The organism is Mangrovivirga cuniculi, assembly GCF_005166025.1.
Lineage (GTDB): Bacteria > Bacteroidota > Bacteroidia > Cytophagales > Cyclobacteriaceae > Mangrovivirga > Mangrovivirga cuniculi.
The window spans coordinates 86,979-113,181 of the sequence record NZ_CP028923.1; the positions used below are offsets into that span (position 1 = coordinate 86,979).

Genomic DNA, 26,203 nt, shown 5'->3' on the forward strand with positions numbered 1-26,203 from the left:
ATTCTAAAGGTCTTCTTCTCGTTCCAGCATTAAAATTGAAGCCTGTGGTACAATAAAATATTTTTCATTATCGTATTCCAACTCAACTGCTCCTTTTTGAAGAAAAATAGCAAGATCACCTTCCCGGGCCTGTAAAGGAATGTATTTAATTGATTCTTTCTCGCCCTTCCATAGCTCTTCTTCCTCGCCGGGCATAGGAATAGGATATCCGGGCCCGGTCTTCATTACATATCCTGTTTGAATTTTTTCTTTTTCCCTGACTCCGGGTGGTAGAAATAAACCACTGGCAGTCTTTTCTTCAGCTTTAACCGGCTTAATCAATACCCGGTCTCCAACGACGATGAGTCTTTTAAATTTATTATCTGGTGTTATATGCATTTCTTTATCAAATTATTGCACCTGGAGGCAAATTTATAATTCAATAAAATAACATTGTAGTTAAAGAAAAAACTATTTTATTTTCTCTGGCTCTACATCGTCGATTTTTTTAGAATTATTCCTGATAAACTCTTTGGCAGTTTGTTTAATGACCGGGCCGCTTAATGAGTTTAATAAATTATTCTCTTCAAGGGTGGCGACAATTTTTCTGATCTTATCTGTTGTAAAAACAGCATCATAATAAGGTTTAAACTTCTTCGTTTCCTCTTCACCAAGAGAAACATTCTCCATCCCTATATCCCAGGCCTCTTCAGTAGTATTAAATTCAGATTCACTAAGTGCCCTGACTGCCGCTTTCATCTCACTTACTTTAACCTTATCGATAAACTTAATCAGTTCATCTGAGGAAACTTTTTCAACTTCTTCAGGCATCGAATCTTTAACTTCCTCAAACTTATCAATGGTAACATTAAACTCTTTCTGGGCAACCCGAACATCCTTTTGAACTTTCTCAGGCAATAGTGAAATATCTGCCCCCTGGGTGTCATTAAGCTGATTAGCCAGCCACATAGGGATTACATATTGGTATACCACAACACCAAGGCACATCATAAAAACAGCCAGATAGATAAATTTTTTCACATTATATTTATTTAGTGATCAGGTTTCCATTCAACAATCGATTATAATCCTCACATTTCATATATCCTGTTTCATCACAGTAATTACAGGGGTTATATGTTTTATGCAATGGCCCCTGACGAATTATGACACCTTCTCCATTGCATACAGGACAGGTTATTGTCGCATTCGGATCTGCACAATCAATACTATTTACTCTTACAACTTCTATACTTTCAGGAGAAAGTATCGGTTCATCAGAATCCATTCCCTCTTTATAAGCCTTTTCTGCCTTTTCCAGAAATTGGGCAGCATCATAATAATCTTTTCCTGACGTACCTTTCAATTCAATATACTTACTCAGCCAGTTAATACTTTGCTTATACTTCCCAAGGTAATAACTGTTTTTACCAAACAAATAGGTTAGTTCAGCCGGAAGAACCGCCAGGCCTTTAATAACCTCCTTTAAATTTTTATCAGCCTCGATATAATGACCTTCACTCATCGCTACCTTAGCATCATCCATTTTTTGCAGTAAAATCAGTTCATTTCTAGACCTGACATCCTGGCTAAAAGCGGTTAAAAACGCAAAATTAAATAGTAAAATAAAAAATGTTATTCGCTGCACTTTTATCTTTTTAATCACTCTAAACTCCAATATAATTTAATTAAAGATATACGAAATGTATCGTTTCTAACGTACTACTAGAAGAATAATATGTTAAAAATTCAAAATCATGCAATTTAGAGCTCTTTTTTATACGATAATTATAACGCTAGTTTCAGTCCCTTTATTCTCACAAAATCAGGATAACTCGAGAGGCCCTTCAGTTGAAAAACTCACAGATGAAGAAGCAATAGAGATTTTTATGGCTGTAAGAAGTTCCAAGCTTCCTGTTTTTGCTACTGCGGCCGAAAAAGAAACTGTATCCGGATCAGAAACGATCAATGATTATTATGATAGATTGATTAACGAACACTATATTCGCATGCAAACTAATGCAGATAAGCTAAGAGAAAATCAAAAGCTTCGAAAATTACCTAAATACAGTGATCCTTCTTTTTTCGGCCATGATAAAAAGCCAAAAAAAAGAAAAAAGGGCAAGCGTAAATATTGTGAAGAATGCGGAATCGTTCATTAAAAAAGAAAAGAAAGCATAAAAATTCGAAAAACCATTTTTGGTCTTTATTTCACCTGATATTTTTTTTACTTCTCACTATTATCAGCCAGGTTGGTGGAGTATTATATCTTTTTTCAGTTTTAGTTTACCGACTAACATCTAGTTATAAAAAGAGTCTATTAGCTTTTATCACTATTTATGCGCTGGTTTCCGGTGTTTTACTACCCTGGTTTTCATCGTATGGCGGAAGAGTCCCCTTACCTGTAAATCATCCTTACCTGAAACCAGCAAATTGGTTTACTGTAATAACAAACAGGCACTATGTATCTCCTTTAGTAAAACAGGAATTAATTAGCGCTGCCCAGGATATTGCAATTGAGAATAAAGGTTATCAAATGATTTATCTGGACGCAAACTTTCCATTTATAAACGGATTCCCACTTATTCCACATTTAAGTCATGATGATGGCAAGAAAGTAGATATCGCATTTACTTATTCAAAAGACAATCAAATATCAACAAAGTTACCTTCTATTTGGGGCTATGGTAATTATGTAAACCCAGACTATACTCCGAAACAGGTATGCCCCAATGCCGGAACAGTCTATGGAATAACTGAAAAACTTCCTTTTACAAATTATTACAATGAGCTAAACATCAACGATAAATTAAATGCAGCAGTAGCCAGGAGATTATTGAAAGCACAAAGGCTTGAAAAAATCTTTGTCGAACCCTATTTAAGAAAGAAATGGTCACTCGACCATCCGCTGGTTAGATTTCAAGGTTGTCATTCTGTAAGACATGATGATCATTTCCATATACAATTCAGATAAATAGACATACAAAAACTCCACCTTCCAGTGATCTTTTCATAAATTAGATGAGAAACATTTGAAAATGGACGACATAAAAATTAATAGGTTTATAGAACATACCAAACTATCACCCACCTTTACCGATAACGATGTATACAGCCTCGTAGAGGAAGCTGCAGAAAATGAATTTTTAGGTATTTGCCTTCCTCCTTTTTGGGTTAAAAAAGCAAAAAGAGAAATCGGCGATCAGGACATTCAACTGGTAAGTGTTGTAGGGTTTCCGCTTGGTTACCAGATGACTGAAACTAAGATTGAAGAAATGAAAAAAATGATCGATGACGGTGTGGACGAAATTGATCTCGTTTTTAATATTTCTTCCTTTAAAGCAGGAATGATCTGGCCTAAGATCGAAATAGCTAAATGCGCTTCTCTCGCTCACGACAATTTTAAAATACTCAAAGTAATCATTGAAACAGCCTATCTTAATGAAGACGAAATAAGAACTGTCTCAAAAATCTGTGCTGATGCCGGGGTTGATTTTGTTAAGACGTCAACAGGGTTTGCACCAAGTGGAGCACAAACAAATGATATTATTACTATGCGTGACTGTCTGCCTTCAAATGTAGGCATCAAAGCTTCAGGGGGAATTTCCTCATACGAAGAGGCTATTAAAATGATTAAAGCAGGCGCAGATAGAATAGGTACAAGTAAGGGAATCAAAATAATGGAAGAATATAAAAAAGGGACCAAAGCATGAAAACTGTTTGCATTACAATAACCGGAAAAGTTCAGGGGGTATTTTTTAGAGCTTCCACAAGAGATAAAGCCAGAAGTCTTGGATTAAAAGGGTATGTCAAAAACCAAAAAGACGGATCTGTTTATATTGAAGTTTCAGGAGAAGAAATGAAAATTCAGCAATTAATTGAATGGTGCAAAACAGGACCTGAAGAAGCCAACGTAGAAAATGTGAGTGTAATTGAATTAAACCAGCCTGCTCACGAAATGTCTTTTGATATCGTGCATTAAATCAGGCTATTTTATAAGCCTGTGCACCTCTTTTCTTTCTGATCTGTACATCAAAATTTTCTTTGAGAAGATTATTTAGCCTGTAAGTCAGTAATTCATGATTTTTGTTTCCATCATTAAAAACTGTTAACTCAAGCATGATCTTTAAAAACACAGGTTGTTTCAGAGCAAGGTCATCAATCATGAAATCAAGCCCATCTGCCCATTCCTGCAAATAGATTTCATAATGAGAACGCCCATCAAAATTTAAAAAAAGCTGATTATCTGTAGCAAACTTATACCGGTAAACACCTGCTATGGCAAGATAAAATGATTTTAGATGTGAAAGGTCTTCAGGTTGATATGATTGTATCTTTTCAATCGTATTGTCGATCAATCCTAAAGGATTGTGCAGCCTGCAATAAGTTTCCTTCACTTTATTGACCATTCTTAAAAGAAGCTCATCAGTAGAATCTGACTGAGCTTCTTTTAAAATATAATTTTTATCAAGTGGAAAATATCTCAACATAATCGGTTCACTTTCGAAAACAAAAATATGATTTTTTCATTAAAAACCGGAAAATATTCCCTTTAATAACTGTTACCTGCCGATATTTTTTCCAAAAAATACAGCATTAAGAAACATTTTATTTGTACCATACCAGAAAGCCCTGAAATTCAGGTTGTCAGAAAAAACAATAACCTTCCCGCCACCATAACGTGAAACGTGAACCGCCGCTGTTTCTGAAAGTCTTTCCAGGTTTTCTGTTGAAATATAACCGCTCATCAACGGATCAGATGTATAGGTAACCGGATTTACATATGGATTCTTTTTTGACACCTCCATTACCGTTGTATTTCTACGGAACATGGGAAGTTCTGAATCAGAATAGCCATATGCCAGTGGATGAGTCAAATCCAGGTTTGCTTTAAAAATATTTCCCCCAATATATTGAGCCCCCCGGTACCTGTGTCTCAATGCATACGGAATTTGAACCTGGGTTGTGTCATCTTCTTCTTTTGTATATTCAGCATTATTTAAACCCAGCTTTTTTAAGTATCCTCCTGCATCTCTCATTGCTACAATCATTCCTCCACTTTGCACCCATTGCTTAAGAGATTTACCTCCTCCGTCTACAGTTCTGTAAGACCCGTCAGGCATCACGATCACAGAATACTTACTAAGATTTATATTATCCAATCGATCAGGAGCCACTATGGTAACAGGCATTTCCATTCTGACATCAAACAGATGCCAGATTTCACCGGCATCGTAAGAGTTTACACCATCTCCTGCAACCAGTAATACGTTTGGTTTACTCAAATTGTCCATGTTTGGACTTCCCAGGTTTATTCCTTGAGTATACCCTGTATTCACCCCATGAACCTTTATCTGATAATTCTTTTGATACTCATTTACCAGGGTAAAAATCTGATCAGAACTTAACTGCTGGTTTTCCACCGGTACTATTAATGTTCCTTCAGGCATAACTGACCCATCAGGTAAGGTAAACTTCTTGGCACTATATTTTATCCTGACACCCTTATTTAGCAACTGATATGCCATCGCTGGAGAGTAATAATCTCTCCAATCTATTATATAAGCATAATCTGAGGGTGAAATATCAGGTCTTGATTCCTCTTCTAATGTAAATTCATTTCCAATCAGGTTGCTATCGATATTTCGTTCAAAATAATTATGATCGAGATTAAAGGATAATAAATAACTCCATGCCGAAATATCATAAAATAAGCTGTCAGTAAATTCTGTCCGGGTTTCAGTCATTGCTTTGATCAACCTGTATTTAGGCTGGTCGAAGGGAACCACATAAGCCTCTCCTTTTTTATATTTTTTACCATTAGCAGAATAATCCTTAGCTGTTTCGTAGATTTTAACATTATGTCTTTTAAAAATCTCAGCCAGATTCCTTGCTCTGACCGGATCGTGTTCAGCACCAAATATCAATCCTGTTTTGGAATCATCAGAAGCATCTTCCAGACTATTATCATAAAATTCAGATTGATATCTTAAAAGCTCTTCTTTTAATTCTTTTGCTGCACGAAAAGTGCTCAAAGAGGTAGTAAATTGATTTCTTATACCGAAAGGAAATCTCAATATCCCATTAACAGTCTTTTGTGCATGCCCTCTTGCTGAAGCTTGTTCGAATAATATACCAATACTTCCCTGGATATCAGGATAGGTACTTCCTTTTCCATAATAAAAATCATCAAAGCTTTCCTTTGTATAATATAAGCTTCCGATTTTATCGAGTGCTTCCGCATGAAATTCACCAATGCGTTCAGTAAGATCCTGATTCATTCCCGGAGTTAGAGGGTGTGTTCTTTGCGGGATACCCGGCTGGAAGAAAAAGGTACTATTAGATCCCATCTCGTGGTGATCGGTTAAAACATTAGGCATCCATTGTTGGAAATATGCAATTCGGGCTTTTGAAGAAGGTAATTGAACTGGCAACCAGTCTCTGTTTAAGTCAAACCAGTAGTGGTTGGTTCTTCCTCGTGGATAACTTTCGTCAAACTCCCTGTGATTAGGGTCTGCAGTTTCTGTTAGATTTCTATTTGAATTCACCCAGGTGGAAAATCGCTGTATTCCATCAGGGTTTATGGCGGGATCAATCAATATTACGACATCTTTTAGGTCTTCCAGAACTTCTCCCTGACCTGCGGCAAAGTGATAAGCAGATAATAAGCCCGCATTTGCCCCACTAGCCTCATTACCATGAACAGAATATCCCATCCATACTACTAAAGGAATATCAGACAAGTTGGGATCATTAGAAGGGTCTCCATCTGTAATCAGAGCTCGCTTCTGTTTAATTTCATCAAGCCGAGCTATATTATCAGGGTGAGAAATAACCATCAATAAGGTTGGCCTTTTTTCGTATGTCTCCCCGGTTTTGAATAACTTAACACGTGGGCTGGATTCTGATAATTCATAAGCATAACTCACTATTTTGTCATGTGATGCATGCCATTCTCCCACCTCAAAACCAAGAACTTCTGAAGGCTTAACAACGGACTCATCGTAAGATTGCCCTTCAGGAAGATAATATGAAAGCTCAACCTGGCTAAACACATTTTGGCAACAGAGAAAAAATAAGACTAATATTGAAATACGATTCATTAATAAATGTTTTATGTTATTTAATTATTAAAATATCACTTATTCACATCTTCACGCTTAAATATAACCGACTAAATGTTAAATTTGGATCAAACGATCAACATAATGAAAAAAAGAAACAGCGCTTATTGTTTTCTGATATTACTATTTTCTTGTTTAAACATCAATGCACAAAAGGTCCAGTCCGGTCCAATGGTCGGATATTCTACAATGAAGGAGGTCCTTCTCTGGATTCAGACTGAAGAACAAGCAGAGGTGTATTTTAAATATAGTGAAAAAGGAAGTTCTAAAAACTTTCAGACTGCAACTGTAGAAACAAGTGAGGAAAACGCTTTTGTTGCTAAAATCATAGTCAAAAACCTGGAAGAGGGCAAAGAATACGAATACACTCCATATATAAATGGTAAAGCGTTCAAGCCGGGTTATGAAATGTCTTTTCAGACACAGACTCTCTGGCAATGGAGAAAAGATCCTCCTGAATTATCATTTGCTGCAGGTAGTTGCTTTTATGTAAATGAAAAGGAAGTTGACAGGCCGGGTAAACCCTATGGAAGTGATTTCGAAATTCTGACTTCAATTCATAAAGATGATCCGGATTTCATGGTCTGGATGGGAGACAATACTTATTTAAGGGAGGTAGACTGGAATAGCCGATCGGGAATTTACCACAGATATACTCATACAAGGTCTCTGCCTGAGTTACAGCCATTATTAGCTAACACCCATCATTATGCTATTTGGGATGACCACGATTATGGCCCTAATGATGCTGACAGAAGCTATTGGGGTAAACATATGACAGAAGAAGCTTTCAATCTTTTCTGGGGTAATTTGAATACCGGACTAATCGAGGGAGAGGGTGTTACTAATGTTTTTCCATGGCAGGATGTCGAATTTTTTATGCTTGACAACAGGTGGTTCAGGTCAGCAAATGATGACTGGGATTATGAAGACAGACAAATATTTGGAGAAAAACAACTACTATGGCTAAGGGAAGCCCTGGTAGGAAGCCATGCATCTTTCAAGTTCATCGTTATGGGTGGACAGGCCCTCCCTGAGAATCCAAGATTTGAAAGGTTTTCTACTTTTGAGGAAGAAAGACAGAAGTTCCTTAAGATGTTAAGAGAAATAAACGTCCCGGGCATCGTCATATTAAGCGGTGATATCCATCACACAGAAATGAATAAAATGGAAAGAGATGGGTATTATCCTCTATACGAAATAACGGTTAGCAGCCTTACTGCGGGAACTTATGCTTTAAAACCTCCATATAACAATAAATATCTACTCGAAGAAACGATAGTTAATGAACATAACTACGGAATTTTTACAGTTTCAGGACCTCGAACAGAAAGAGTTTTGAACATTAAGGTCAAAGGAGTTAATGGGGAATTGAAATGGGAAAAAGAAATTACTGCAGAAGAACTTTCCACTAAAAGATAAATTCAGATGCCTGAGCAATTAAGCTCAGGCATTCCATTTTTTCATTACGATACTGGCATTGTGTCCACCAAAACCAAATGTATTGCTTAGCGCATAGGTCATTCTATGACTTTGAGTTTCTTTTACAATTAACGCTCCTTCAGGTAGGTTTTCATCAATATTTTCAAGATTGATCGTTCCCGGAATTGTTTGTTCTTCTAAAGTTTTGACAAGGGCTACACCTTCAATTGCCCCGGCTGCACCTAATAAATGCCCCGTAATTGACTTAGTAGCCGTTACAGGAATTTCTTTAAACCGATTGCCAGTCAGTGATTTTACCGCTTTCAATTCAGAAATATCACCTACAGGGGTAGATGTAGCATGCGCATTAATATGATCAAGATCATCAACTGTAATGCCTGACTCATCAAGAGCTTGCTGCATACTCCACACAGCTCCTTCACCATCTGGATGAGTAGCTGTCATATGGTAGGCATCGGCACTCATACCGCCTCCGGTTATTTCAGCTAATATATTTGCACCTCTTGCTTGTGCATGATCTAATGACTCCAGTATTAAGGCTCCTGATCCTTCTGACATTACGAAACCATCACGATCGCGATCAAAAGGCCTGGAAGCTTTCGCAGGATCATCATTTCTTGTCGATAAAGCCTTTAAAGCACTAAAACCTCCAAGAGCTGCATGGGTGATGGGTGCCTCTGAACCACCAGCAACCATAACATCAGCTCTGCCTTCCTTGATATTTCTGAATGCTTCAATAATTGAAGCCGTAGATGAAGCACAAGCTGAAACAGGGCAATAATTAACACCCATCAAACCGAACTCCATAGCGATCAAACCTGATGCTGTATCAACAAGAATTTTTGGAATAAAGAAAGGACTATACCTCGGGGTTTCCGGGTTTTCGAAATATTCTTTCGTGCCTTGTTCGAAAGTAGTAATCCCACCATTCGCAGATGACCAAATCACACCGGCTCTCCTTGGGTCTTTTACATCATCTTTGGTGATCCCGGCATTATTCATTGCTTCTCTGGCTGCTACCAAAGCATAATGACAATAAGGATCATATTTTCTGGCTTCCTTTCTGTCAAAATGATCAGAAACAGAAAAGTTTTTCAGTTCACCCGCGAAATTAGTTTTGAAATATTGTGGGTCAAACTTGGTAATTTTTGCAGCCCCCGCCTTACCATTTATCAATGAATCCCAAAATTCTGATACTGACTCACCCACCGGGCTCAGGGCCCCCATTCCGGTAATTACTACTCGTTGGCTCATAAAATAATATTAGTTCATTAAACTTTGCTTGACACCATTGACAATTTTTGAAAACTGATCCTCGCCAAACATCCTTGCTAATAATAGTCCACCAGACATATTTGCTAAAATCATTAATGCCCTGGCATCTGGTTCACCATTAAACTGGAAAATACCTTTGTTTTTACCTAGTTCAAGCAGCTCGGTCAGCCAGCCAACTGCACTGGCAATAAACTGTTTGGCATTATCCTGCATAGTATCCGGCAGAGTGTGAAATTCAGCACCAACGGATCCGATCAGGCAAATGTGTTCTTCCTCTAAATATTTAGCATAAAATTCCAGAAAATCCGAAAGCTTCTGCCATTCGTTTTTTTCAGTCCCATCAACACTAATGATAAAAGACTTCAAACGCTCCTTTGCTTTGTTGATGATTTCATTCCCAAGGTCTTCTTTAGTCGGATAGTGATAATGCACCGCCGCCTTTTTTAATCCCAGTTCATCCGAAATATCTTTAAAACTAAAAGAGTTAAATCCTCTTGAACGAAGAAAGTCATCTCCAAGCTCAAGGATCTTTATTTTCGTATTATTCGCTTCCTCACTCATATAAATTACATTAACCGCTAATACCTTTAATTTGATTCCTCATAATGGCTGTCAACCAAGTGAACCGGCTTTCCTCTTTTCTTTTTCATTCTTAGATTCAAGACTTCTACAAAAAGAGAAAAGAAGATAGCAAAGTAAACATATCCTTTCGGAACATGCACATGAAAACTTTCAACAAATAACAAAAGACCGATCATTAACAAGAATGACAGGGCAAGCATCTTGACAGTAGGATGTTTCTCTATAAAGTCTGAAATAGACTTCGCGGCTGCCAGCATTACTATCATTGAAATAACAATTGCAGACACCATAATTATAAAATTAGCTTTTGAATTGGGATCGTCTACCAGGCCAATTGCAGTTAATATTGAGTCAAAAGAAAAAACTACATCCAGTAATATAATCTGTGTTATCGCTTTCCCCATCGACATTGCGACCGCAGTTTTAGCATCTTCTGCAATTCCTTCAAGTTTATGATGTATTTCGGTGGTACTCTTATAAATTAAAAATAAACCACCTAACAACAAGATCAAATCCCTGCCTGTAAACTCGAAGTGATCAATAATTTCTCCTCCAAAAAGTGAAAAATCATCTATTATAAACATTGGCTTCTGAAAACCAACTAAAACACTGATCCCAAATAAAAGAATGATCCTTACCAATAAAGCGGCACTGATTCCTATTATACGACCTTTTTTTTGATCCTCCGGCTTCATTTTACCGGTCAGGATCGAAATAAAAATAATGTTATCAATACCTAAAACGATCTCCATCAGTGCCAGGGACAAAAAACTGATAAGAGCACCGACTGTAAATAATTCTTCCATGTTAATAATAGTGTTTTATACTAAAAAAACCCTTAAGCTATCTCACTCAAGGGTTTATTATATTCTAATTGATATTTTCAATTACATATTTATGGCCTCAACTTCTTTTACCTCCGGCATCATACGCTGAAGTAAATTTTCGATTCCTGCTTTTAAAGTAACTGTGCTGGAAGGACATCCTGAACAAGCACCTTGTAAAATCACTTTAACTACTCCATCTTTAAAAGAATGGAATGTGATTGCACCCCCGTCTCCTTCAACTGCAGGCTTAATATATTCATCAAGAATCATCATGATCTTTTCATCATAAGGAGATTTCTCTACCTCTTCTTCATCTTGCAATGCTTCAGGTGTAAGAATAGGTTCTCCGCTTTCAAGATGACCTTTAATCAAGGATTTGATCTCATTCTGAATCTCTACCCAATCTTTATCTTCAGGTTTTGTTATAGTCACAAAATTTGACATATAAAAAACTCTGTCTACATAAGGTAATTCAAAAAGTTTTTTTGCCAACGGTGCATGCTTTGCTGACTCTGCATCAGGGAAATCCAAACTTTCACCTGCAGGTAATAGCATAATGTTAGCTACGAATTTCATGGAGTTGGGATTAGGATTAGCCTCCATGTATATATTGATCACTTCTTGAGTTTGCATATTTTAATACTTATCTATTAATTCCTTTTATTGCCACTAACGAAAATATCAATCATGGGTTTCCGAATTTTCCAATGGCCCTTCGCTACTGGCTACCAACGTAGCCACTGTTGCATCACCTGTCACGTTGACTACAGTTCTGAACATGTCCAGAATACGGTCAACCGGGAAAATAATTGCAACCCAGGCAGGATTTAACCCGACAGAATTTAATACAATGATCATCATAACTAATCCTGCACTAGGAACAGCTGCTGATCCGATAGAAGCTAAAGTGGCAGTCAGTACAATGGTTAACTGTTGCCCGAGGGACAAATCAACCATATGTAACTGAGCCAGAAAAACCACAGCTATTGCCTGGTACATACTCGTACCATCCATATTTACAGTTGCTCCAATTGGAAGCACAAAACTTGATATCTTTTTTGGGACCCCCACATTGTCTTCTACACATTCCATCGTTACCGGCAGGGTAGCTGCACTACTCGACGTTGAAAAAGCTAAGAACTGGGCAGGGCTTATTCTTCTTAAAAAGCTCTTAAAACTTAGTTTTTTAACCAAAGCAGAAACTACCAGAGGATAAAGGAAGATTAAAAACAGCAATCCGAATAACAATGTAAGTGAATAGGATCCGAGTCCCTTAAATATTTGAAATACTTCAGCCGGTGTATCTGCCATTTTAGATATAACTCCAGCTAAAAGTGCGAAAACGAAGAAAGGTGCAGCTTTCATGGTTAAATCAACCATTTTAAGTATTACCTCATTGGCTCCATTTACAAAATCAGTTACTCCTTTAACTTTTTCGTTGGGCAATAGCGCCAGGGTTATCCCAAAAAATAAGGCAAAAAAGATCACCTGTAACATACCACTATTGGTGCCAAATGCAGCAAAAATATTTTCAGGCACCATATCCACGAAAAATTGTAAGGGCCCCTGGTCAGCAGTTTGATCAGCAGACTGAGATAATTCCTGTACTCGTTCATCAGAACTTTCAGTTGCCTGTTGTAAGGAATCAATCTCTCCTTCACCCATGGCTTCCGAAACCAGGTTTGCATATTTTTGCTCTTCAAGGAAAGATCGGCCATCTTTTGGACGGGGAACATCAGGATTATCCTTCACCCACAATTCGTATTTTATTCTGTTTTTAACCCGCTGATCTTCATCGACAAAATCACCTGGCTTTACAAGGTTTACCAAAATCAACCCAAGACCTACAGCAACCACCGTGGTGGTTAAGTAAAAACCAATAGTTTTAGCCCCTAACCTTCCCAGATTAGAAATATCATTTAAGCTCGACACTCCACTGATAATGGATAACAACACCAATGGAACTGCAATAGCTTTTAATATTCTAATAAAAATTTTACCGAAGGGATCGATCCAGTCAATGGTAAATTGATTCCATCCAAAATGACTGGAAACAAATGCCCAGATAATACCTAGTACAAGGCCAATGATAATTTTAATATGTAAAGGGAGCTTCTTCATTTTAAAAAATTTAAGATCTTCTTAACTATATTTTTCGGGTTCTGTTTATCAATATATTATCTGCAATAACAAGAGCTGCCATTGCTTCTACGATTGGCACAGCACGTGGCAATACACATGGATCATGCCTTCCTTTTCCACTAACTGTCGTTTCATTTCCGGATTGATCAATACTCTTTTGATCTTTCATTATAGTAGCCACAGGCTTAAACGCAACATTGAAGTAAACATCTTCACCATTACTTATTCCCCCTGAATTCCACCTGAGTGATTAGTATGTGTTCGGATCTTTCCGTCTTCATCTTTATAGAATTCATCATTATGTTCTGATCCCAGCATTGACACCCCATCAAAACCACTACCATATTCAAATCCTTTCACTGCATTGATACTTAACATTGCATGTCCAAGATTAGCATGCAATCGGTCAAATACTGGTTCACCAAGGCCAACAGGCACATTTCGAATCACACCAGTCACAACACCACCGATGGTATCCCTGCTTTTTCTAACTTCATCTATCCTGTCAATCATTTTAACAGCCATATTCTCGTCAGGGCATCGAACGATGTTATCATCGATTTTAGAAAGATCCAGTTCTTTGTAGCTCTTGTCTAATTTTAAATCTCCAACGCAGGACACATAAGCTTTAATATCAATCCCATATTGTTTTAATAACAACTGGGCCACTGCCCCTGCCGCTACTCTTGCAGCGGTTTCACGTGCACTACTACGACCACCTCCGCGGTAATCGCGGACACCAAACTTTTCCTGGTAGGTGTAATCTGCATGGGAAGGCCTGAACTTTTCAGCTATGTGACTATAATCTTTACTACGCTGATTACTATTAGGAATGAAAAGAGCAATTGGCATTCCGGTTGTCACACCATCAAACACTCCACTTTTAACTTCGAAAAGATCTTCTTCACGACGTTGAGTAGTTATTTTGGATTGTCCGGGTTTTCTTCGTTGTAATTGCAATTGAATGAATTCCTCATCAAAAGTAACACCAGCAGGACAGCCGTCAATGACTACTCCTACTCCCGATCCATGTGACTCACCATAAGTTGTTATCTTAAACAACTTGCCAAAACTATTACCCATTTTGATTGATTATGATAAAATGAGTTGCAAAATAAAGACAAAAAGCTAAAAAATCGAAAAAGGAGGCCGTTAATGTCAGGATTTAAACATAAACCAGCCTGCAAAAGCCAATAGCAAGATAGCCAGTCCATTAAAAATATATGGAATCACGTCATCAAATCCATCTCGCGATTTCAGGTCGTTTTGAGATTGACCAATAAGATCATAAAATGAATCTAATGCTTTAGAAGAAATCTCCCTGTCTACCAGACTTTCACCTGTAACAATAATACTGATATCAGATTTTAGAGTGTCATATTTTTCTTTTACCGGATCGAAATAAACCCATGAAAAGTAATCACTCATATCGTACTCACCAGGAACTTGTGGAATACCAAAGTAACTGTAAGAAGCATTTCCAATTACAGAGTTACCTCTTCTTATAATATTTCTTGATTCTTCCGGATCAAAAAGATCCAGTTTTTTATCCATCTCAGGATTTAACTTTATACCGGCAATGTTACCTTCACCTTCAATAGTAATGTTATACTTAAAGCTTTCACCGGTCTCTAATGTCTTTTTATTAATGGATTCTTCCAGTCTGAAAACCCCAACACTTACTTCATTTTTTAAAGGATGGTCAGGTAACGGTTTAACTTTGATGGTTTTTGGCTTACTTTTATAGGTCTTTATCTCAGCTTTTCTGCTTGGGCCGAAACTAAAAAAGCTCCGGTTTTTGGCAATTTTAGATTTTTGCATGTCAAATTCGACCGCAGGTATCTCAATATTTTCCTCCGTCAAAGGATAAAAAGTTGCCTCAAAAAGATCATATCGATAATACGGCTTTCCATTTATAGAAACCCTGTCCTCCTGGATTTGCCTAATATCAAAGTTTTCTTCCCAGCTATTTTCTGGTTTGATCACTTTTTGGATTTCTGACAATTGCTGATCCATCTCATGCCAGCTTAACGGTGCTTTATTAGCCAGTGCTACATAAAATGAAAATCGCATATGAAACCCTTCCCCTACATAGACTTCGTCTTTATCTGTAGTCACAGCAACGAAAGCATCATCCTCCAACTCGATAAATTCAGGTTCCTGACGATTTGGAGACCTATCTCCAAAAATATCACTGAAGGGGTCATAATATTGCTGTTGCTTTTTCGGTCCAACTTTAACAGTCTTTCCCGAAACAGGGATATTTTCTCCGTTGGCTTTTATGGTAAAATCAGGAACCCTGAAAGTCCCTTCTTTTTGAGGAAGATAGTTTTGAGTTATGCTAAAAGTACGTGTAACCTGGGAGTTGACAATCGTTGTAGATGAGCTTCTTGATGTGCCTCGTTTGATAAATCCCGGAATTTCCGGAAATCCGCTTAAATTTCTTACCTGTCCATCCTGAACAGATACTGTTATTGTGAACATTTCATTTAATGCCACCTCACTCTTCCCTAGCTCCACTTTTATATCCTGAGCGACTATTTCAGGCCCAAAACACAAAAAAATAAGAACAAATAAATACTTTAATATTTTTCCCGACGTTCTTAGCATGTATAATGATCGATCAATTTATTACTTCTCAAAGTTATCCTAAAGTTTTAAAATGATTAAAAAAATCGTAAATTATACTGATTGACTTAACAAAAATTAACCCCTAAAACGATATTTGCCCATGAAAATGCTAGAGTACGTTAAAACGATCTTGTCAAAAGTAAGTTTTAACCGCGAACTATTTGAAAAGGAGTTAAAAAAAGCATTAAACATGTTATTGCCACGAGAAATACACCAGTTAAAAAAATGGTGTTACCGTAGATTTTACACTAAATACCCTTTAGTACTTCAAAAAGTTTTTGTTAAATAAAGATATAAAAGCTACCTCCGGGTAGCTTTTTTTATTGATCTTTCTTTATAAATTCAATATTTCTTTTCAACCCACTGTACTTAGTTCTCTTAACAGGCGATTTCCTAAAAACTTCATTAAATATTTCTTTGGTCATTTCCTGCCATTCCTGCCTGGTGGCATTTTGAATAAAATCATTTGGGAGAAAATCTTTTTCATTATGTGGAGTAGAAAACCTGTTCCATGGGCAAACTTCCTGACATATATCACAACCAAAGATCCAATCATTCATTTTATTGGAAAATTCGGCGGGGATATCATCTTTGAGCTCAATTGTCAGGTAGGAAATACATTTACTACCGTCTACAACTCCTGATTCGGGAATTGCATCAGTCGGGCAAGCATCCATACACGCAGTACAAGTACCACAATAATCTTTTGTAGGGGCATCAGGAATTAACTCAAGATCAATGATCAGCTCTGCAAGAAAAAAATAACTTCCCATCGAACGGTTTAGCAATAGACTGTTTTTTCCAACCCAGCCGATGCCACTTTTCTCAGCCCAGGAACGTTCCATCACAGGAGCAGAATCGACAAATACCCGACCGTCCACATCACCTACTTCTTTTTTAAGGTCGTGAACTAACTCCCGAAGCTTATCTTTAACTACATAATGATAATCTTTGCCATAGGCATAGCGAGCTATTTTATAAGAATCAGTTCGTTGGTGATTATCTTCAGGAGGAAAATAATTATAAATCAGACTTACCACACTCTTGGCTCCGGGAACTAATAAAGTCGGGTCAAGCCGTTTATCAAAGTGGTTTTCAAGATAAGACATTTTTCCCTGGTAGCCTCTTTTCAGCCATTCTTCAAGCCGGCCAGCTTCAGATTCCAGAAACTCAGCTTTTGATACACCACAAAATGAAAAGCCATGATCCGAAGCAAGCTTTTTAAGTATTTCAGTATTTTTTACTGTTTTATTGCTACTCATCTGAATCGAATAAACTTCCTAGTCTACCCGGCATAGTAATATTGAGGTGCTTGTATGCAAGTGGAGTTGCTTGCCTTCCTCTTGCTGTTCTTTTAATATATCCTTCCTGGATCAGGAATGGTTCGTATACTTCCTCTATGGTCTCTCCATCTTCACCGCAAGCTGTTGCGATTGTAGTAATACCAACCGGCCCGCCGTTAAATTTCTCTATGATGGTCAGTAGTATCCGGTTGTCCATCAGGTCAAGGCCATTTTTATCTACCTCCAGGGCATTAAGAGCCATTTCCGCAATTCCTTTGGTGATTGTTCCATCACCTTTCACCTGTGCAAAATCCCTCGTTCTTCTTAACAGGTTATTAGCAATTCTCGGTGTACCTCTGCTTCTTCCGGCAATTTCGACGGCTGCATTATCTTCTATCGGTGTAGAGAGAATACCTGCAGAACGCTGAACTATAGTTTTCAGCATTTCAGCATCGTAATATTCAAGCCTGGCATTAATACCAAACCTGGCTCTTAGTGGTGAGGTTAATAAACCCGACCTTGTAGTCGCCCCAATTAATGTAAATGGATTAAGAGTGATCTGTACTGTACGGGCGGATGGCCCACTATCCAGCATGATATCTATTTTGTAATCCTCCATAGCTGAGTACAGATACTCCTCTACAATTGGATTTAACCTATGGATCTCATCAATAAATAAAACGTCATTGGGCTCCAGGTTGGTTAATAATCCTGCAAGGTCACTGGGCTTATCTAACACAGGACCGGAACTGATCTTTATATTCGCCCCAAGTTCATTTGAAATAATATGTGAAAGAGTCGTCTTTCCCAGACCGGGAGGGCCATGTAGTAAAACATGATCCAGTGCTTCTTCTCTCTTCCTCGCAGCCTCAACAAAAATCTTAATGTTTTCAACTACTTTCCGTTGCCCGGTAAAATCCTCAAAAGACAATGGTCTCAATGCCTTTTCAATTTCCTTATCTCCGGGGCTTAAAAAATTCTTATCTGGCTGTAAATATTCCTCTCTCATTCCTAACAGGATTCTCTATTATACAAAAGTAAGCAACTAAGCAGGATTTTCATAAATTGACTTGTAAATTGCAACATAATTGCAAAAAGAAAATGATCAACAACCGAATTAAAAACGCGATATATACTGTTGTATTGCTTGTAGCTATCTTTGCTGTCTATCAATGCCGTAATCAGGAAAAGACTGACACCAAAACAAATTTAGTAGCTGTTACAGGCAAAACCATGGGTACGTATTATAATATAAAGTACCTTGATAGTCTTGAGAGAAACTTCAAACCCATAATTGACTCCACCCTGGAGGTATTTAATGAAAGTTTATCAACGTATATCCAGGATTCAGAGATCAGCGTATTTAACAGGCAGGATTCACTGAATTTTGATCTTCCTTATTTTTATCCTGTTTTAAAAAGATCCGAAATAATTCACCGGAAAACAAATGGAGCTTTTGATCCTACGGTCATGCCTTTAGTAAGCCTCTGGGGTTTTGGACCTGATGAAATGGCAAATGTTGATAGTGCCGATATCGAAAAAGCACTCGATAGGGTGGGTTTCGATATGATCAGATATACTGAAAATTATGTTGTCAAAGAAAAAGAAGGAGTCGAATTAGACTTTAGTGCTATTGCCAAAGGTTATGGAGTGGATGTGATCAGTGAATTACTTATTAATGAAGGAATAAATAATTTCTTAGTTGAAATTGGAGGTGAAGTTCGGTGTAAAGGAATAAACCACGAAGGTGAACCCTGGGCTGTTGGTATTGACAGACCCATGGAAAATGTGGAGCAAGGAAAAAACATGAGTGCAATTGTCAAATTAAAAGATAAGGCCCTTGCAACTTCTGGTAATTACCGAAACTTTTATGTTAAAGATGGAATTAAATATGCCCATACAATCAGTCCGATTACCGGCTACCCTGTCTTTCATCAATTATTAAGTGCTTCAGTTATCGCAGATGAATGTATGACTGCAGATGCTTATGCAACGGCCTTTATGGTTTCAGGACTTGAGAAAAGTAAAGAAATAGCGGAAAGAGAAAATTTACAGGTAATCCTGATTTATAATGATCAGGAAGGAAAATATAAAACTTACGTTAGTCCTTCATTAGAAAAAAACATCAAACTAATAGATTAATTAATGGGAAATAATAAAGAATGGTTTGATGAGTGGTTTGACTCTCCTTATTACCATATTCTATATAAACACAGAGATCACGATGAAGCCCGGTTTTTTATTGATAACCTGGCCAGGGTCCTGAATTTTAGCAATGGCGAAAAGATCTGTGATCTGGCCTGTGGCAAAGGAAGACATTCTATTTACCTCAATAACCTGGGCCTGGATGTGACCGGACTTGATCTATCTGCTGAAAACATTGCTGAGGCGAATACATTTGCTAATGAAAGTCTAAGATTCAAAGAGCATGATATGCGTGAGACCTTTGCTGAAGAGGAATTTGATTATGTAGTCAATATGTTCACCAGCTTTGGTTACTTTAAAACGGATGACGAGGATCAGGCGGTGATCGATGCAGTGTATAAAGCTTTGAAACCAGGAGGTAAATTCGTTTTAGACTTCCTGAATCCATATACCATAATCAACAGCCTTACACCGCAAGAACATAAAAAACTTGAGGGTGTTGATTTTCATATCACAAAGGAGTTTGATGAACAAAGTTGTACTATCATAAAGGAAATCAGAATCGAAGATGATGGTGAGATACATGAATATGAAGAAAGAGTAAAAGCAATAAGAAGAATTGAATTTCTGGATCACTTCAGAAAAGCAAATTTCAAAGTGAAAGAAATATGGGGAGATCATGATCTTTCACCTTATGAAGCAACATCCAGCAATAGAATGATCTTTTTATTAGAGAAATAAGACAATGATTTTAAACTCTGTCATTTTAATACTTTTCACGGTAGGAGCAGGATTAACTGCCTTCTATTTTGGCAAAAAGAAGCTTACTTTTTATAAACCGGCACTTACTTTTGGCGGCGCTTACCTGTTTTCTATTACCATTACTCATATTCTCCCACAGGTCTATTACATAAATAACAGGGCCTCATTAACCTTGGGAATATTTATTTTAGGTGGGTTCTTCCTTCAACTTTTGCTGGAAAATTTATCCCAGGGAATTGAACATGGTCACAGGCATGCATTTGATATTGAAAGTAAACCTTTCCATCCAACTGCAATTTCCCTTATGATTGGACTGTGTATCCATTCCATATTAGAAGGAACATTGATAGGAAACCCATATACTATCGGCCATCATCATGATCATGGAGATGGCAGTGTACTTATTGGAATCTTACTTCACAAAATGCCGGCAGCTTTTGCTTTGACACTGGTATTATGGGAAAGTGTCAAAAGCAGAAAAACAGCGATTATTTACCTGATCATATTTTCGATAATGTCACCGATCGGTATGGTCTCAGAATATTGGCTCTCCCAAAATAATCTGGTTACTGCTGAAAACATGAGTTACGTATATGCTCTGGTAAGTGGAAGTTTTTTACAGATATCGACCACTATTTTCTATGAGACCTCTCCTGAACACAAAATTAATCCTACGAGATTTATTGTTGCTTTAGCCGGTGCGGCTTTAGCGATTTTTACGGAGTTTATATTTTAATAAAAATTACTTATTATATAATAAAAAAAGCCATTTCGATTGAAATGGCTTTTCTATTTAAAGATGTTAATCTGCTAAATTAACCGCTGCAAGACTCGCAATTTTCAGGATCGTCCAGAGAACAAGCCATATCATTGCGTTTTTGTAGTGCTTCAGCTTCTCTTTCTTCCAATGATTTAGCTGTTGGTCCCTCTTCCTGAGCCTTCGATTTCTCAACAGTAAACTGGATTGCTGAAGTTGCAGCTTTAGATCTTAAGTAGTACATACCTGTTTTCAGACCTTTTTTCCATGCATGGAAATGCATTGAAGTCATCTTACCAAAGTTTGGATTATCCATGTGGATGTTCAAACTCTGACTCTGACAGATGTATGGTCCACGATCCGCAGCCATTTCAAGGATCTGCTTCTGAGAGATCTCCCAGACAGTTTTATAAAGATCTTTGATACGCTGAGGAATTTCAGGCATATTCTGAATAGAACCATTTGCTTCTATCAGTCTGTTTTTCATTTTATCATTCCAAATACCCAATTCGATAAGGTCTCTCATCAGGTGTTTATTCACAACGATGAATTCTCCTGAAAGAGTACGACGAGTATAGATATTTGAAGTATAAGGTTCGAAACACTCATTGTTACCAAGTATCTGTGAAGTACTTGCTGTTGGCATTGGAGCCATCAGTAATGAATTACGAACTCCGTTTTTCTTAACTCTTCTCTTAAGATCTGTCCAATCCCATCTGCCTGACTTAGGGTTAACTCCCCACATATCAAACTGGAAAATACCTTTTGAAACCGGAGAACCTTCATAGGTCTTATATGTACCTTCCTCGATAGCCATCTCCATAGAAGATTCCATAGCGGCATAGTACATGGTTTCAAATATATCTTCGTTGAGGTTTTTAGCTTCTTCAGAATCAAACGGATAACGTAATAACATGAACGTATCTGCAAGACCCTGAACACCCAGACCGATTGGTCTGTGTCTCATATTTGAGTTCTTAGCCTCTTCGACTGGGTAGTAGTTTCTATCAATAACCTTGTTAAGGTTTTTAGTAACTACTTTAGTTATTTCATAAAGTTTTTGGTGATCAAACTTACCATCGACCACGAACTTAGGAAGCGACAATGAAGCCAGGTTACAAACCGCTACTTCATCAGGTGCTGTATACTCTATAATCTCAGTACACAGGTTACTTGATTTGATTGTACCTAAGTTTTTCTGGTTCGATTTATTGTTTGCAGCATCCTTGTAAAGCATGTAAGGAGTACCTGTTTCGATTTGAGACTCAAGGATCTCAAACCAAAGTTCCTGTGCTTTTACAGTCTTTCTGCCTTTACCTTCTTTTTCATATTTGGCATAGAGTTTAGCAAACTCATCACCATATGCCTCGTGCAGTCCCGGAGCTTCATCAGGACTGAAAAGTGTCCAGTCTCCATTCTCTTCTACGCGTTGCATGAATAAATCGGGAATCCATAGCGCATAGAAAAGATCTCGGGCTCTGAGTTCTTCTTTACCATGATTTTTCTTCAGATCAAGGAAAGAGAAGATATCAGCATGCCAGGGCTCCAGATAGATGGCAAAACTACCTTTACGTTTCCCGCCACCCTGGTCTACATATCTTGCAGTCATATCGAAGTTTCTCAGCATCGGAACGATACCGTTTGACACTCCGTTAGTTCCTTTAATATAAGCGCCGGTTGCACGAACATTATGGATGCTTAAACCGATACCACCAGCAGACTGTGAAATTTTAGCACACTGCTTAAGGGTATCATAAATACCGTCAATACTGTCATCTTTCATAGTTAACAGGAAGCAGCTCGACATTTGTGGCTTCGGTGTAGCCGCATTAAATAATGTCGGAGTTGCATGTGTGAACCACTTTTCTGATAACAGATTATATGTTTCAATTACTGAATCCAGATCGTCCATGTGAATACCAACTGCAACACGCATTAACATGTGCTGTGGGCGCTCAACAATTTGACCATCAAGTTTCAGTAAATATGATTTTTCCAGAGTCTTGAACCCAAAGTAATCATAGTTGAAGTCCCTGTCATAAATGATCGCTGAATCTAACAGAGCTGCATTTTTTCTGATTACTTCATACGCTTCTTTAGAAATCAAAGGAGCGTGGTCTCCTGTATTTTTATCTTCATATGTATACAAGCGTTTCATTGTATTTGAGAATGATTTGCTCGTAACCTTATGAAGGTTTGAAATCGCTATTCTGGCAGCCAGAATCGCAAAATCAGGATGCTTAACAGTTAAACTTGCAGCTGTTTCAGCAGCCAGGTTGTCCAATTGGACAGTGGTAACACCATCATAGATACCAGAAATTACTTTTTTAGCAATGTCAACCGGCTCTATGTAGTTACGGTCCAATCCGTAACATAAACGTTCGATACGCGCAGTAACTTTGTCAAATTTTACTGATTCACGCCTTCCGTCTCTTTTAACTACATACATTTGGGCTCAGATTTTAATTTTTTAGCAGATAAATTAATCTTTAACAAGATATTAACTTAAAATAAATTTTATAAGATTTTTTTAAAAATCTTCATCAAGACTGAAGCGAGGTTTGTCTCCTCCTGATTTGTCTTGCATTACACCAGCTTTTTGGTAATCGCCAACTCTTTTTTCAAAGAAGTTTGTTTTACCCTGAAGAGATATCATCTCCATGAAATCGAATGGATTCGTTGCATTGTAAACTTTGTCGCATTCCAGCTCACTCAATAACCTGTCAGCTACAAACTCGATGTATTGACACATTAGATCAGCATTCATACCGATTAGTTTAACTGGTAATGCATCAGTAACGAATTCTTTCTCGATCTCTACTGCATCAGTAATGATCTCTCTTATTTTATCTTTGGATAATTTGTTCTTAACGTGATTGTTATAAATGAGACAAGCAAAATCACAGTGTAGACCTTCGTCTCTTGAAATTAATTCGTTTGAGAAACTTAGTCCCGGCATTAATCCTCTTTTCTTCAACCAGAAAATAGAACAGAAGCTACCACTGAAGAAGATTCCTTCCACTGCAGCAAATGCAATTAGTCTTTCCTGGAAACTACCATTATCAATCCACCTCAATGCCCAGTCTGCTTTCTTCTTAACGCAATCCATAGTCTCAATTGCGTTGAACAAGTAATCCTTTTCTTTACCGTCTTTTACATACGTATCGATCAGTAATGAATAGGTTTCTGAGTGAATATTTTCAATTGCAATCTGGAAACCATAGAAGAATTTCGCCTCAGTATACTGTACTTCAGCAACAAAATGTTCAGCAAGGTTTTCATTTACAATTCCATCGCTGGCAGCAAAGAATGCCAATACATGTTTAATAAAATGTCTTTCCCCGTCATTCAGGTTTTCCCAGTCTTTCAGGTCCTGGCTCAGATCGATCTCCTCTGCAGTCCAAAAACTTGCTTCCGCTTTCTTATAAAATTCCCAAATATCATTGTGCTGAATTGGAAACAACACAAATCGGTCCGGATTGTCTTGTAAGATTGGCTCGTCAACGTTCTTATTTACTTCACTCATAATAATTAGTCAGGTTTTTTAGATACAAACAGTCTTAACACGCAACTGTTGTGCGATTATCATACTTATCTAAATAAAATCAATATCGTAGTGATTTTGATGGCTGTCGATTAATCTCTCAGGGTCCAAACCTCCCTCGCGTTTTTCCCTGTAGCCACCATCTGATACTGTTACAAAATTGTAAAATGAATGCATAAAATCAAAGTAAGATTTCAACAAAAAAATATTCGATTAATGGTCTTGATTTTATAATTTATTTTTAATATCATCTATAACTAAAACATTGATTTTCAACAACTTAATTTAATTTTTTGTTTTTGCTCATCATGACGAGTATCTATCATTTTGAGGCTGTTTTTCGGGTTTGTTTTATTAAGAATTCTTAAATAAAAAAGTCTTTATTGGTGTTTTCAAAACAGAAGAATTTTCACTCAATTTTTTTTAATTTTTTCCTTAAAAAAAATTTTTTTGATCAATTTTTAGAAAAAATCCCGGTCTTTTTCGGAGTATTTTTATTCTTTTTACTCCAAATTCTGTCTCTGATTTTTCCAAAGAGAGAAAATCAACCCTTCTTAAACGTTTAACAAACAACGACCCTCTTAAATTAGTATTTATATTAAGAAAACCCAATAAATGAAACGATAAAAAATTAAGTATGTTGTCAAAATAGGTTAGGATATAGTTTTTCTCAATTGTAGAAAAGTGTCAGGGTTTTATACCTTAATATATATACAGAAACTTTCCACCCCCGCTGTTTGAAGTGTTCCACAGGACAACTTCAAACTTTTATATAAATGCAGAGCCTGCGACTCGGACATGCTAAAACTAGATAACATTATTTAAACCGTGTTCAAGATTATAAAGAAACAAACTTTTTTAATTGACCGGGATGCAATCCCTGCTTTTCATTTTTAAAATCTGAAGTTATGCTGTCGCTAAACTTCAGACAGCAGCGGGTGGTAAAATGAGGAAAATCACTAACCAGAAAAAAAACAAACTTTTATGAATATCATTGATAAAGTAAAGAATAATTAATCTAGCAGCCGCATAAACTAAACTATAATATTCCTATTCTTACTTTGTATTATTAGAAAAAATTAATCAATAAAACTATTAATAATGATGTCCCTCCTAAAGCTCCCCAAAGCTTGAGGCTTTTATTTACATTTTTCCCTTCTTTTTTAGAGATATTTAATGCAGTATGTAAAATGACAGAAATAATGCATACTGCTGCTGGAAACATAAACAATATCCCATTACCCGGCATATATAATATATATCGCATATATATGAATGCAATAAATCCCAGTATTAATGAAATGTAAAACATCCCTTTTAATACATTCATAGTTAGTTGATTTTATGCTTTATCATGAATACTAATGTCTGGTTAGGATTGATAATAATTCCTAAAAATTGAAAGCATCCCCGCGGTTTGGAGTGTTCCGCAGGACAACTTCAAACCTTTGTATGAAATGCAGAGTCTGTGACTCGGACATGCTAAAACTAAATAACATTTTTTAAACCGTGTTCAAGATTATAGACAAATACACTTTTTTAATTGACCGGGATGCAATCCCTGCTTTTCATTTTTAAGTCTGAAGTTTCGCTATTGCTAAACTGCAGACAGCTTGGGTAAAATGTATATCCTCCAGAACCATTCGGTTTTAAACCAAACAACAGGTTTCCACTTACAGGAAGAGTCCATTTTTTTCAATCCACGGAAT

General features: G+C 37.1%; 24 protein-coding genes and 1 pseudogene. 8 read left to right on the plus strand and 17 right to left on the minus strand.

What is annotated here, in order from left to right:
* Nucleotides 1-3: 3 nt before the first annotated feature.
* The 3 genes from DCC35_RS00375 to DCC35_RS00385 form a co-directional block, all read right to left on the minus strand.
* On the minus strand, nucleotides 4-378 hold the full coding sequence (locus DCC35_RS00375; protein WP_137088909.1) for a co-chaperone GroES: 375 nt from the start codon (nucleotides 376-378) through the stop codon (nucleotides 4-6).
* 72 nt (nucleotides 379-450) lie between these two features.
* A complete protein-coding gene (locus DCC35_RS00380; RefSeq protein WP_137088910.1) occupies nucleotides 451-1,020 on the minus strand; it encodes a hypothetical protein in 570 nt (189 codons plus the stop codon).
* A gap of 7 nt (nucleotides 1,021-1,027) precedes the next feature.
* A complete protein-coding gene (locus DCC35_RS00385) occupies nucleotides 1,028-1,627 on the minus strand; it encodes a DnaJ-like cysteine-rich domain-containing protein (RefSeq protein ID WP_137088911.1) in 600 nt (199 codons plus the stop codon).
* A 109-nt stretch (nucleotides 1,628-1,736) separates the two neighbouring features.
* Here DCC35_RS00385 and DCC35_RS00390 point away from each other — a divergent pair, with 109 nt between their 5' ends.
* From DCC35_RS00390 to DCC35_RS00405, 4 genes are all read left to right on the plus strand, one after another.
* Nucleotides 1,737-2,141 carry a hypothetical protein gene (locus tag DCC35_RS00390; RefSeq protein WP_137088912.1) on the plus strand — a complete coding sequence of 135 codons (405 nt, stop codon included), beginning with the start codon at nucleotides 1,737-1,739 and terminating at the stop codon, nucleotides 2,139-2,141.
* Nucleotides 2,123-2,953 (plus strand): hypothetical protein, encoded by an 831-nt coding sequence (locus DCC35_RS00395; protein ID WP_137088913.1) that lies wholly within the window; start codon nucleotides 2,123-2,125, stop codon nucleotides 2,951-2,953. Before DCC35_RS00390 ends, DCC35_RS00395 begins: the two co-directional genes overlap by 19 nt.
* A 64-nt stretch (nucleotides 2,954-3,017) precedes the next feature.
* The gene (gene deoC, locus DCC35_RS00400) at nucleotides 3,018-3,692 is read left to right on the plus strand and encodes a deoxyribose-phosphate aldolase (protein WP_137088914.1); all 675 of its coding nucleotides are present in this window, start codon (nucleotides 3,018-3,020) and stop codon (nucleotides 3,690-3,692) included.
* Nucleotides 3,689-3,961: an acylphosphatase gene (locus DCC35_RS00405; RefSeq protein WP_137088915.1), complete on the plus strand. Its 273-nt coding sequence runs from the start codon at nucleotides 3,689-3,691 to the stop codon at nucleotides 3,959-3,961. The genes deoC and DCC35_RS00405 overlap by 4 nt, the downstream gene beginning before the upstream one ends.
* Nucleotide 3,962: 1 nt before the next feature.
* Here DCC35_RS00405 and DCC35_RS00410 read toward each other — a convergent pair whose 3' ends face one another.
* Nucleotides 3,963-4,469 (minus strand): hypothetical protein, encoded by a 507-nt coding sequence (locus DCC35_RS00410; protein WP_137088916.1) that lies wholly within the window; start codon nucleotides 4,467-4,469, stop codon nucleotides 3,963-3,965.
* Nucleotides 4,470-4,541: 72 nt separating this feature from the next.
* Nucleotides 4,542-7,082 (minus strand): M14 family metallopeptidase, encoded by a 2,541-nt coding sequence (locus DCC35_RS00415; protein ID WP_137088917.1) that lies wholly within the window; start codon nucleotides 7,080-7,082, stop codon nucleotides 4,542-4,544.
* A 105-nt stretch (nucleotides 7,083-7,187) separates the two neighbouring features.
* Here DCC35_RS00415 and DCC35_RS00420 point away from each other — a divergent pair, with 105 nt between their 5' ends.
* Nucleotides 7,188-8,525, plus strand: coding sequence for an alkaline phosphatase D family protein (locus DCC35_RS00420; RefSeq protein ID WP_137088918.1), 1,338 nt, complete (start codon nucleotides 7,188-7,190; stop codon nucleotides 8,523-8,525).
* A 24-nt stretch (nucleotides 8,526-8,549) separates the two neighbouring features.
* On the opposite strand, the gene fabF is transcribed toward DCC35_RS00420, so the two are convergent.
* The 9 genes and pseudogenes from fabF to ruvB all read right to left on the minus strand — a co-directional run bounded on the left by fabF (nucleotide 8,550) and on the right by ruvB (nucleotide 18,295).
* Nucleotides 8,550-9,800: a beta-ketoacyl-ACP synthase II gene (fabF, locus tag DCC35_RS00425; protein ID WP_137088919.1), complete on the minus strand. Its 1,251-nt coding sequence runs from the start codon at nucleotides 9,798-9,800 to the stop codon at nucleotides 8,550-8,552.
* 9 nt (nucleotides 9,801-9,809) lie between these two features.
* Entirely contained in the window at nucleotides 9,810-10,382 is a 573-nt protein-coding gene (locus DCC35_RS00430) for a TetR/AcrR family transcriptional regulator (protein WP_137088920.1), read from the minus strand.
* A gap of 26 nt (nucleotides 10,383-10,408) precedes the next feature.
* Nucleotides 10,409-11,209: a TerC family protein gene (locus DCC35_RS00435; protein WP_137088921.1), complete on the minus strand. Its 801-nt coding sequence runs from the start codon at nucleotides 11,207-11,209 to the stop codon at nucleotides 10,409-10,411.
* A gap of 81 nt (nucleotides 11,210-11,290) precedes the next feature.
* The gene (locus DCC35_RS00440; protein WP_137088922.1) at nucleotides 11,291-11,863 is read right to left on the minus strand and encodes a NifU family protein; all 573 of its coding nucleotides are present in this window, start codon (nucleotides 11,861-11,863) and stop codon (nucleotides 11,291-11,293) included.
* 48 nt (nucleotides 11,864-11,911) lie between these two features.
* Entirely contained in the window at nucleotides 11,912-13,351 is a 1,440-nt protein-coding gene (locus DCC35_RS00445; RefSeq protein ID WP_137088923.1) for a dicarboxylate/amino acid:cation symporter, read from the minus strand.
* A gap of 25 nt (nucleotides 13,352-13,376) precedes the next feature.
* Nucleotides 13,377-14,455 (minus strand): annotated as a pseudogene (gene aroC, locus DCC35_RS00450) (chorismate synthase).
* A 75-nt stretch (nucleotides 14,456-14,530) separates the two neighbouring features.
* Nucleotides 14,531-15,982: a BatD family protein gene (locus DCC35_RS00455; RefSeq protein ID WP_137088924.1), complete on the minus strand. Its 1,452-nt coding sequence runs from the start codon at nucleotides 15,980-15,982 to the stop codon at nucleotides 14,531-14,533.
* A gap of 341 nt (nucleotides 15,983-16,323) precedes the next feature.
* A complete protein-coding gene (gene queG / locus DCC35_RS00465) occupies nucleotides 16,324-17,265 on the minus strand; it encodes a tRNA epoxyqueuosine(34) reductase QueG (RefSeq protein ID WP_137088925.1) in 942 nt (313 codons plus the stop codon).
* The gene (gene ruvB, locus DCC35_RS00470; RefSeq protein WP_137088926.1) at nucleotides 17,258-18,295 is read right to left on the minus strand and encodes a Holliday junction branch migration DNA helicase RuvB; all 1,038 of its coding nucleotides are present in this window, start codon (nucleotides 18,293-18,295) and stop codon (nucleotides 17,258-17,260) included. The genes queG and ruvB overlap by 8 nt, the downstream gene beginning before the upstream one ends.
* 92 nt (nucleotides 18,296-18,387) lie before the next feature.
* On the opposite strand from ruvB, the gene DCC35_RS00475 reads away from it, so the two are divergent.
* The 3 genes from DCC35_RS00475 to DCC35_RS00485 are packed head-to-tail and all read left to right on the plus strand — an operon-like array spanning nucleotide 18,388 to nucleotide 20,929.
* Entirely contained in the window at nucleotides 18,388-19,428 is a 1,041-nt protein-coding gene (locus tag DCC35_RS00475; protein ID WP_137088927.1) for an FAD:protein FMN transferase, read from the plus strand.
* Between the two features lie 3 nt (nucleotides 19,429-19,431).
* Nucleotides 19,432-20,172 (plus strand): SAM-dependent methyltransferase, encoded by a 741-nt coding sequence (locus DCC35_RS00480; protein WP_137088928.1) that lies wholly within the window; start codon nucleotides 19,432-19,434, stop codon nucleotides 20,170-20,172.
* Between the two features lie 4 nt (nucleotides 20,173-20,176).
* Nucleotides 20,177-20,929: a ZIP family metal transporter gene (locus DCC35_RS00485; protein ID WP_137088929.1), complete on the plus strand. Its 753-nt coding sequence runs from the start codon at nucleotides 20,177-20,179 to the stop codon at nucleotides 20,927-20,929.
* Nucleotides 20,930-21,008: 79 nt separating this feature from the next.
* Here the strand turns inward: DCC35_RS00485 and DCC35_RS00490 are convergent, their stop codons facing one another.
* The 3 genes from DCC35_RS00490 to DCC35_RS00500 form a co-directional block, all read right to left on the minus strand.
* Entirely contained in the window at nucleotides 21,009-23,399 is a 2,391-nt protein-coding gene (locus DCC35_RS00490; protein WP_137088930.1) for a ribonucleoside-diphosphate reductase subunit alpha, read from the minus strand.
* A gap of 81 nt (nucleotides 23,400-23,480) precedes the next feature.
* Nucleotides 23,481-24,476: a ribonucleoside-diphosphate reductase small subunit gene (locus DCC35_RS00495; RefSeq protein ID WP_137088931.1), complete on the minus strand. Its 996-nt coding sequence runs from the start codon at nucleotides 24,474-24,476 to the stop codon at nucleotides 23,481-23,483.
* Between the two features lie 1,087 nt (nucleotides 24,477-25,563).
* Nucleotides 25,564-25,824, minus strand: a complete 261-nt coding sequence (locus DCC35_RS00500) for a hypothetical protein (RefSeq protein ID WP_137088932.1) — start codon at nucleotides 25,822-25,824, stop codon at nucleotides 25,564-25,566.
* Between the last annotated feature and the right edge of the window lie 379 nt (nucleotides 25,825-26,203).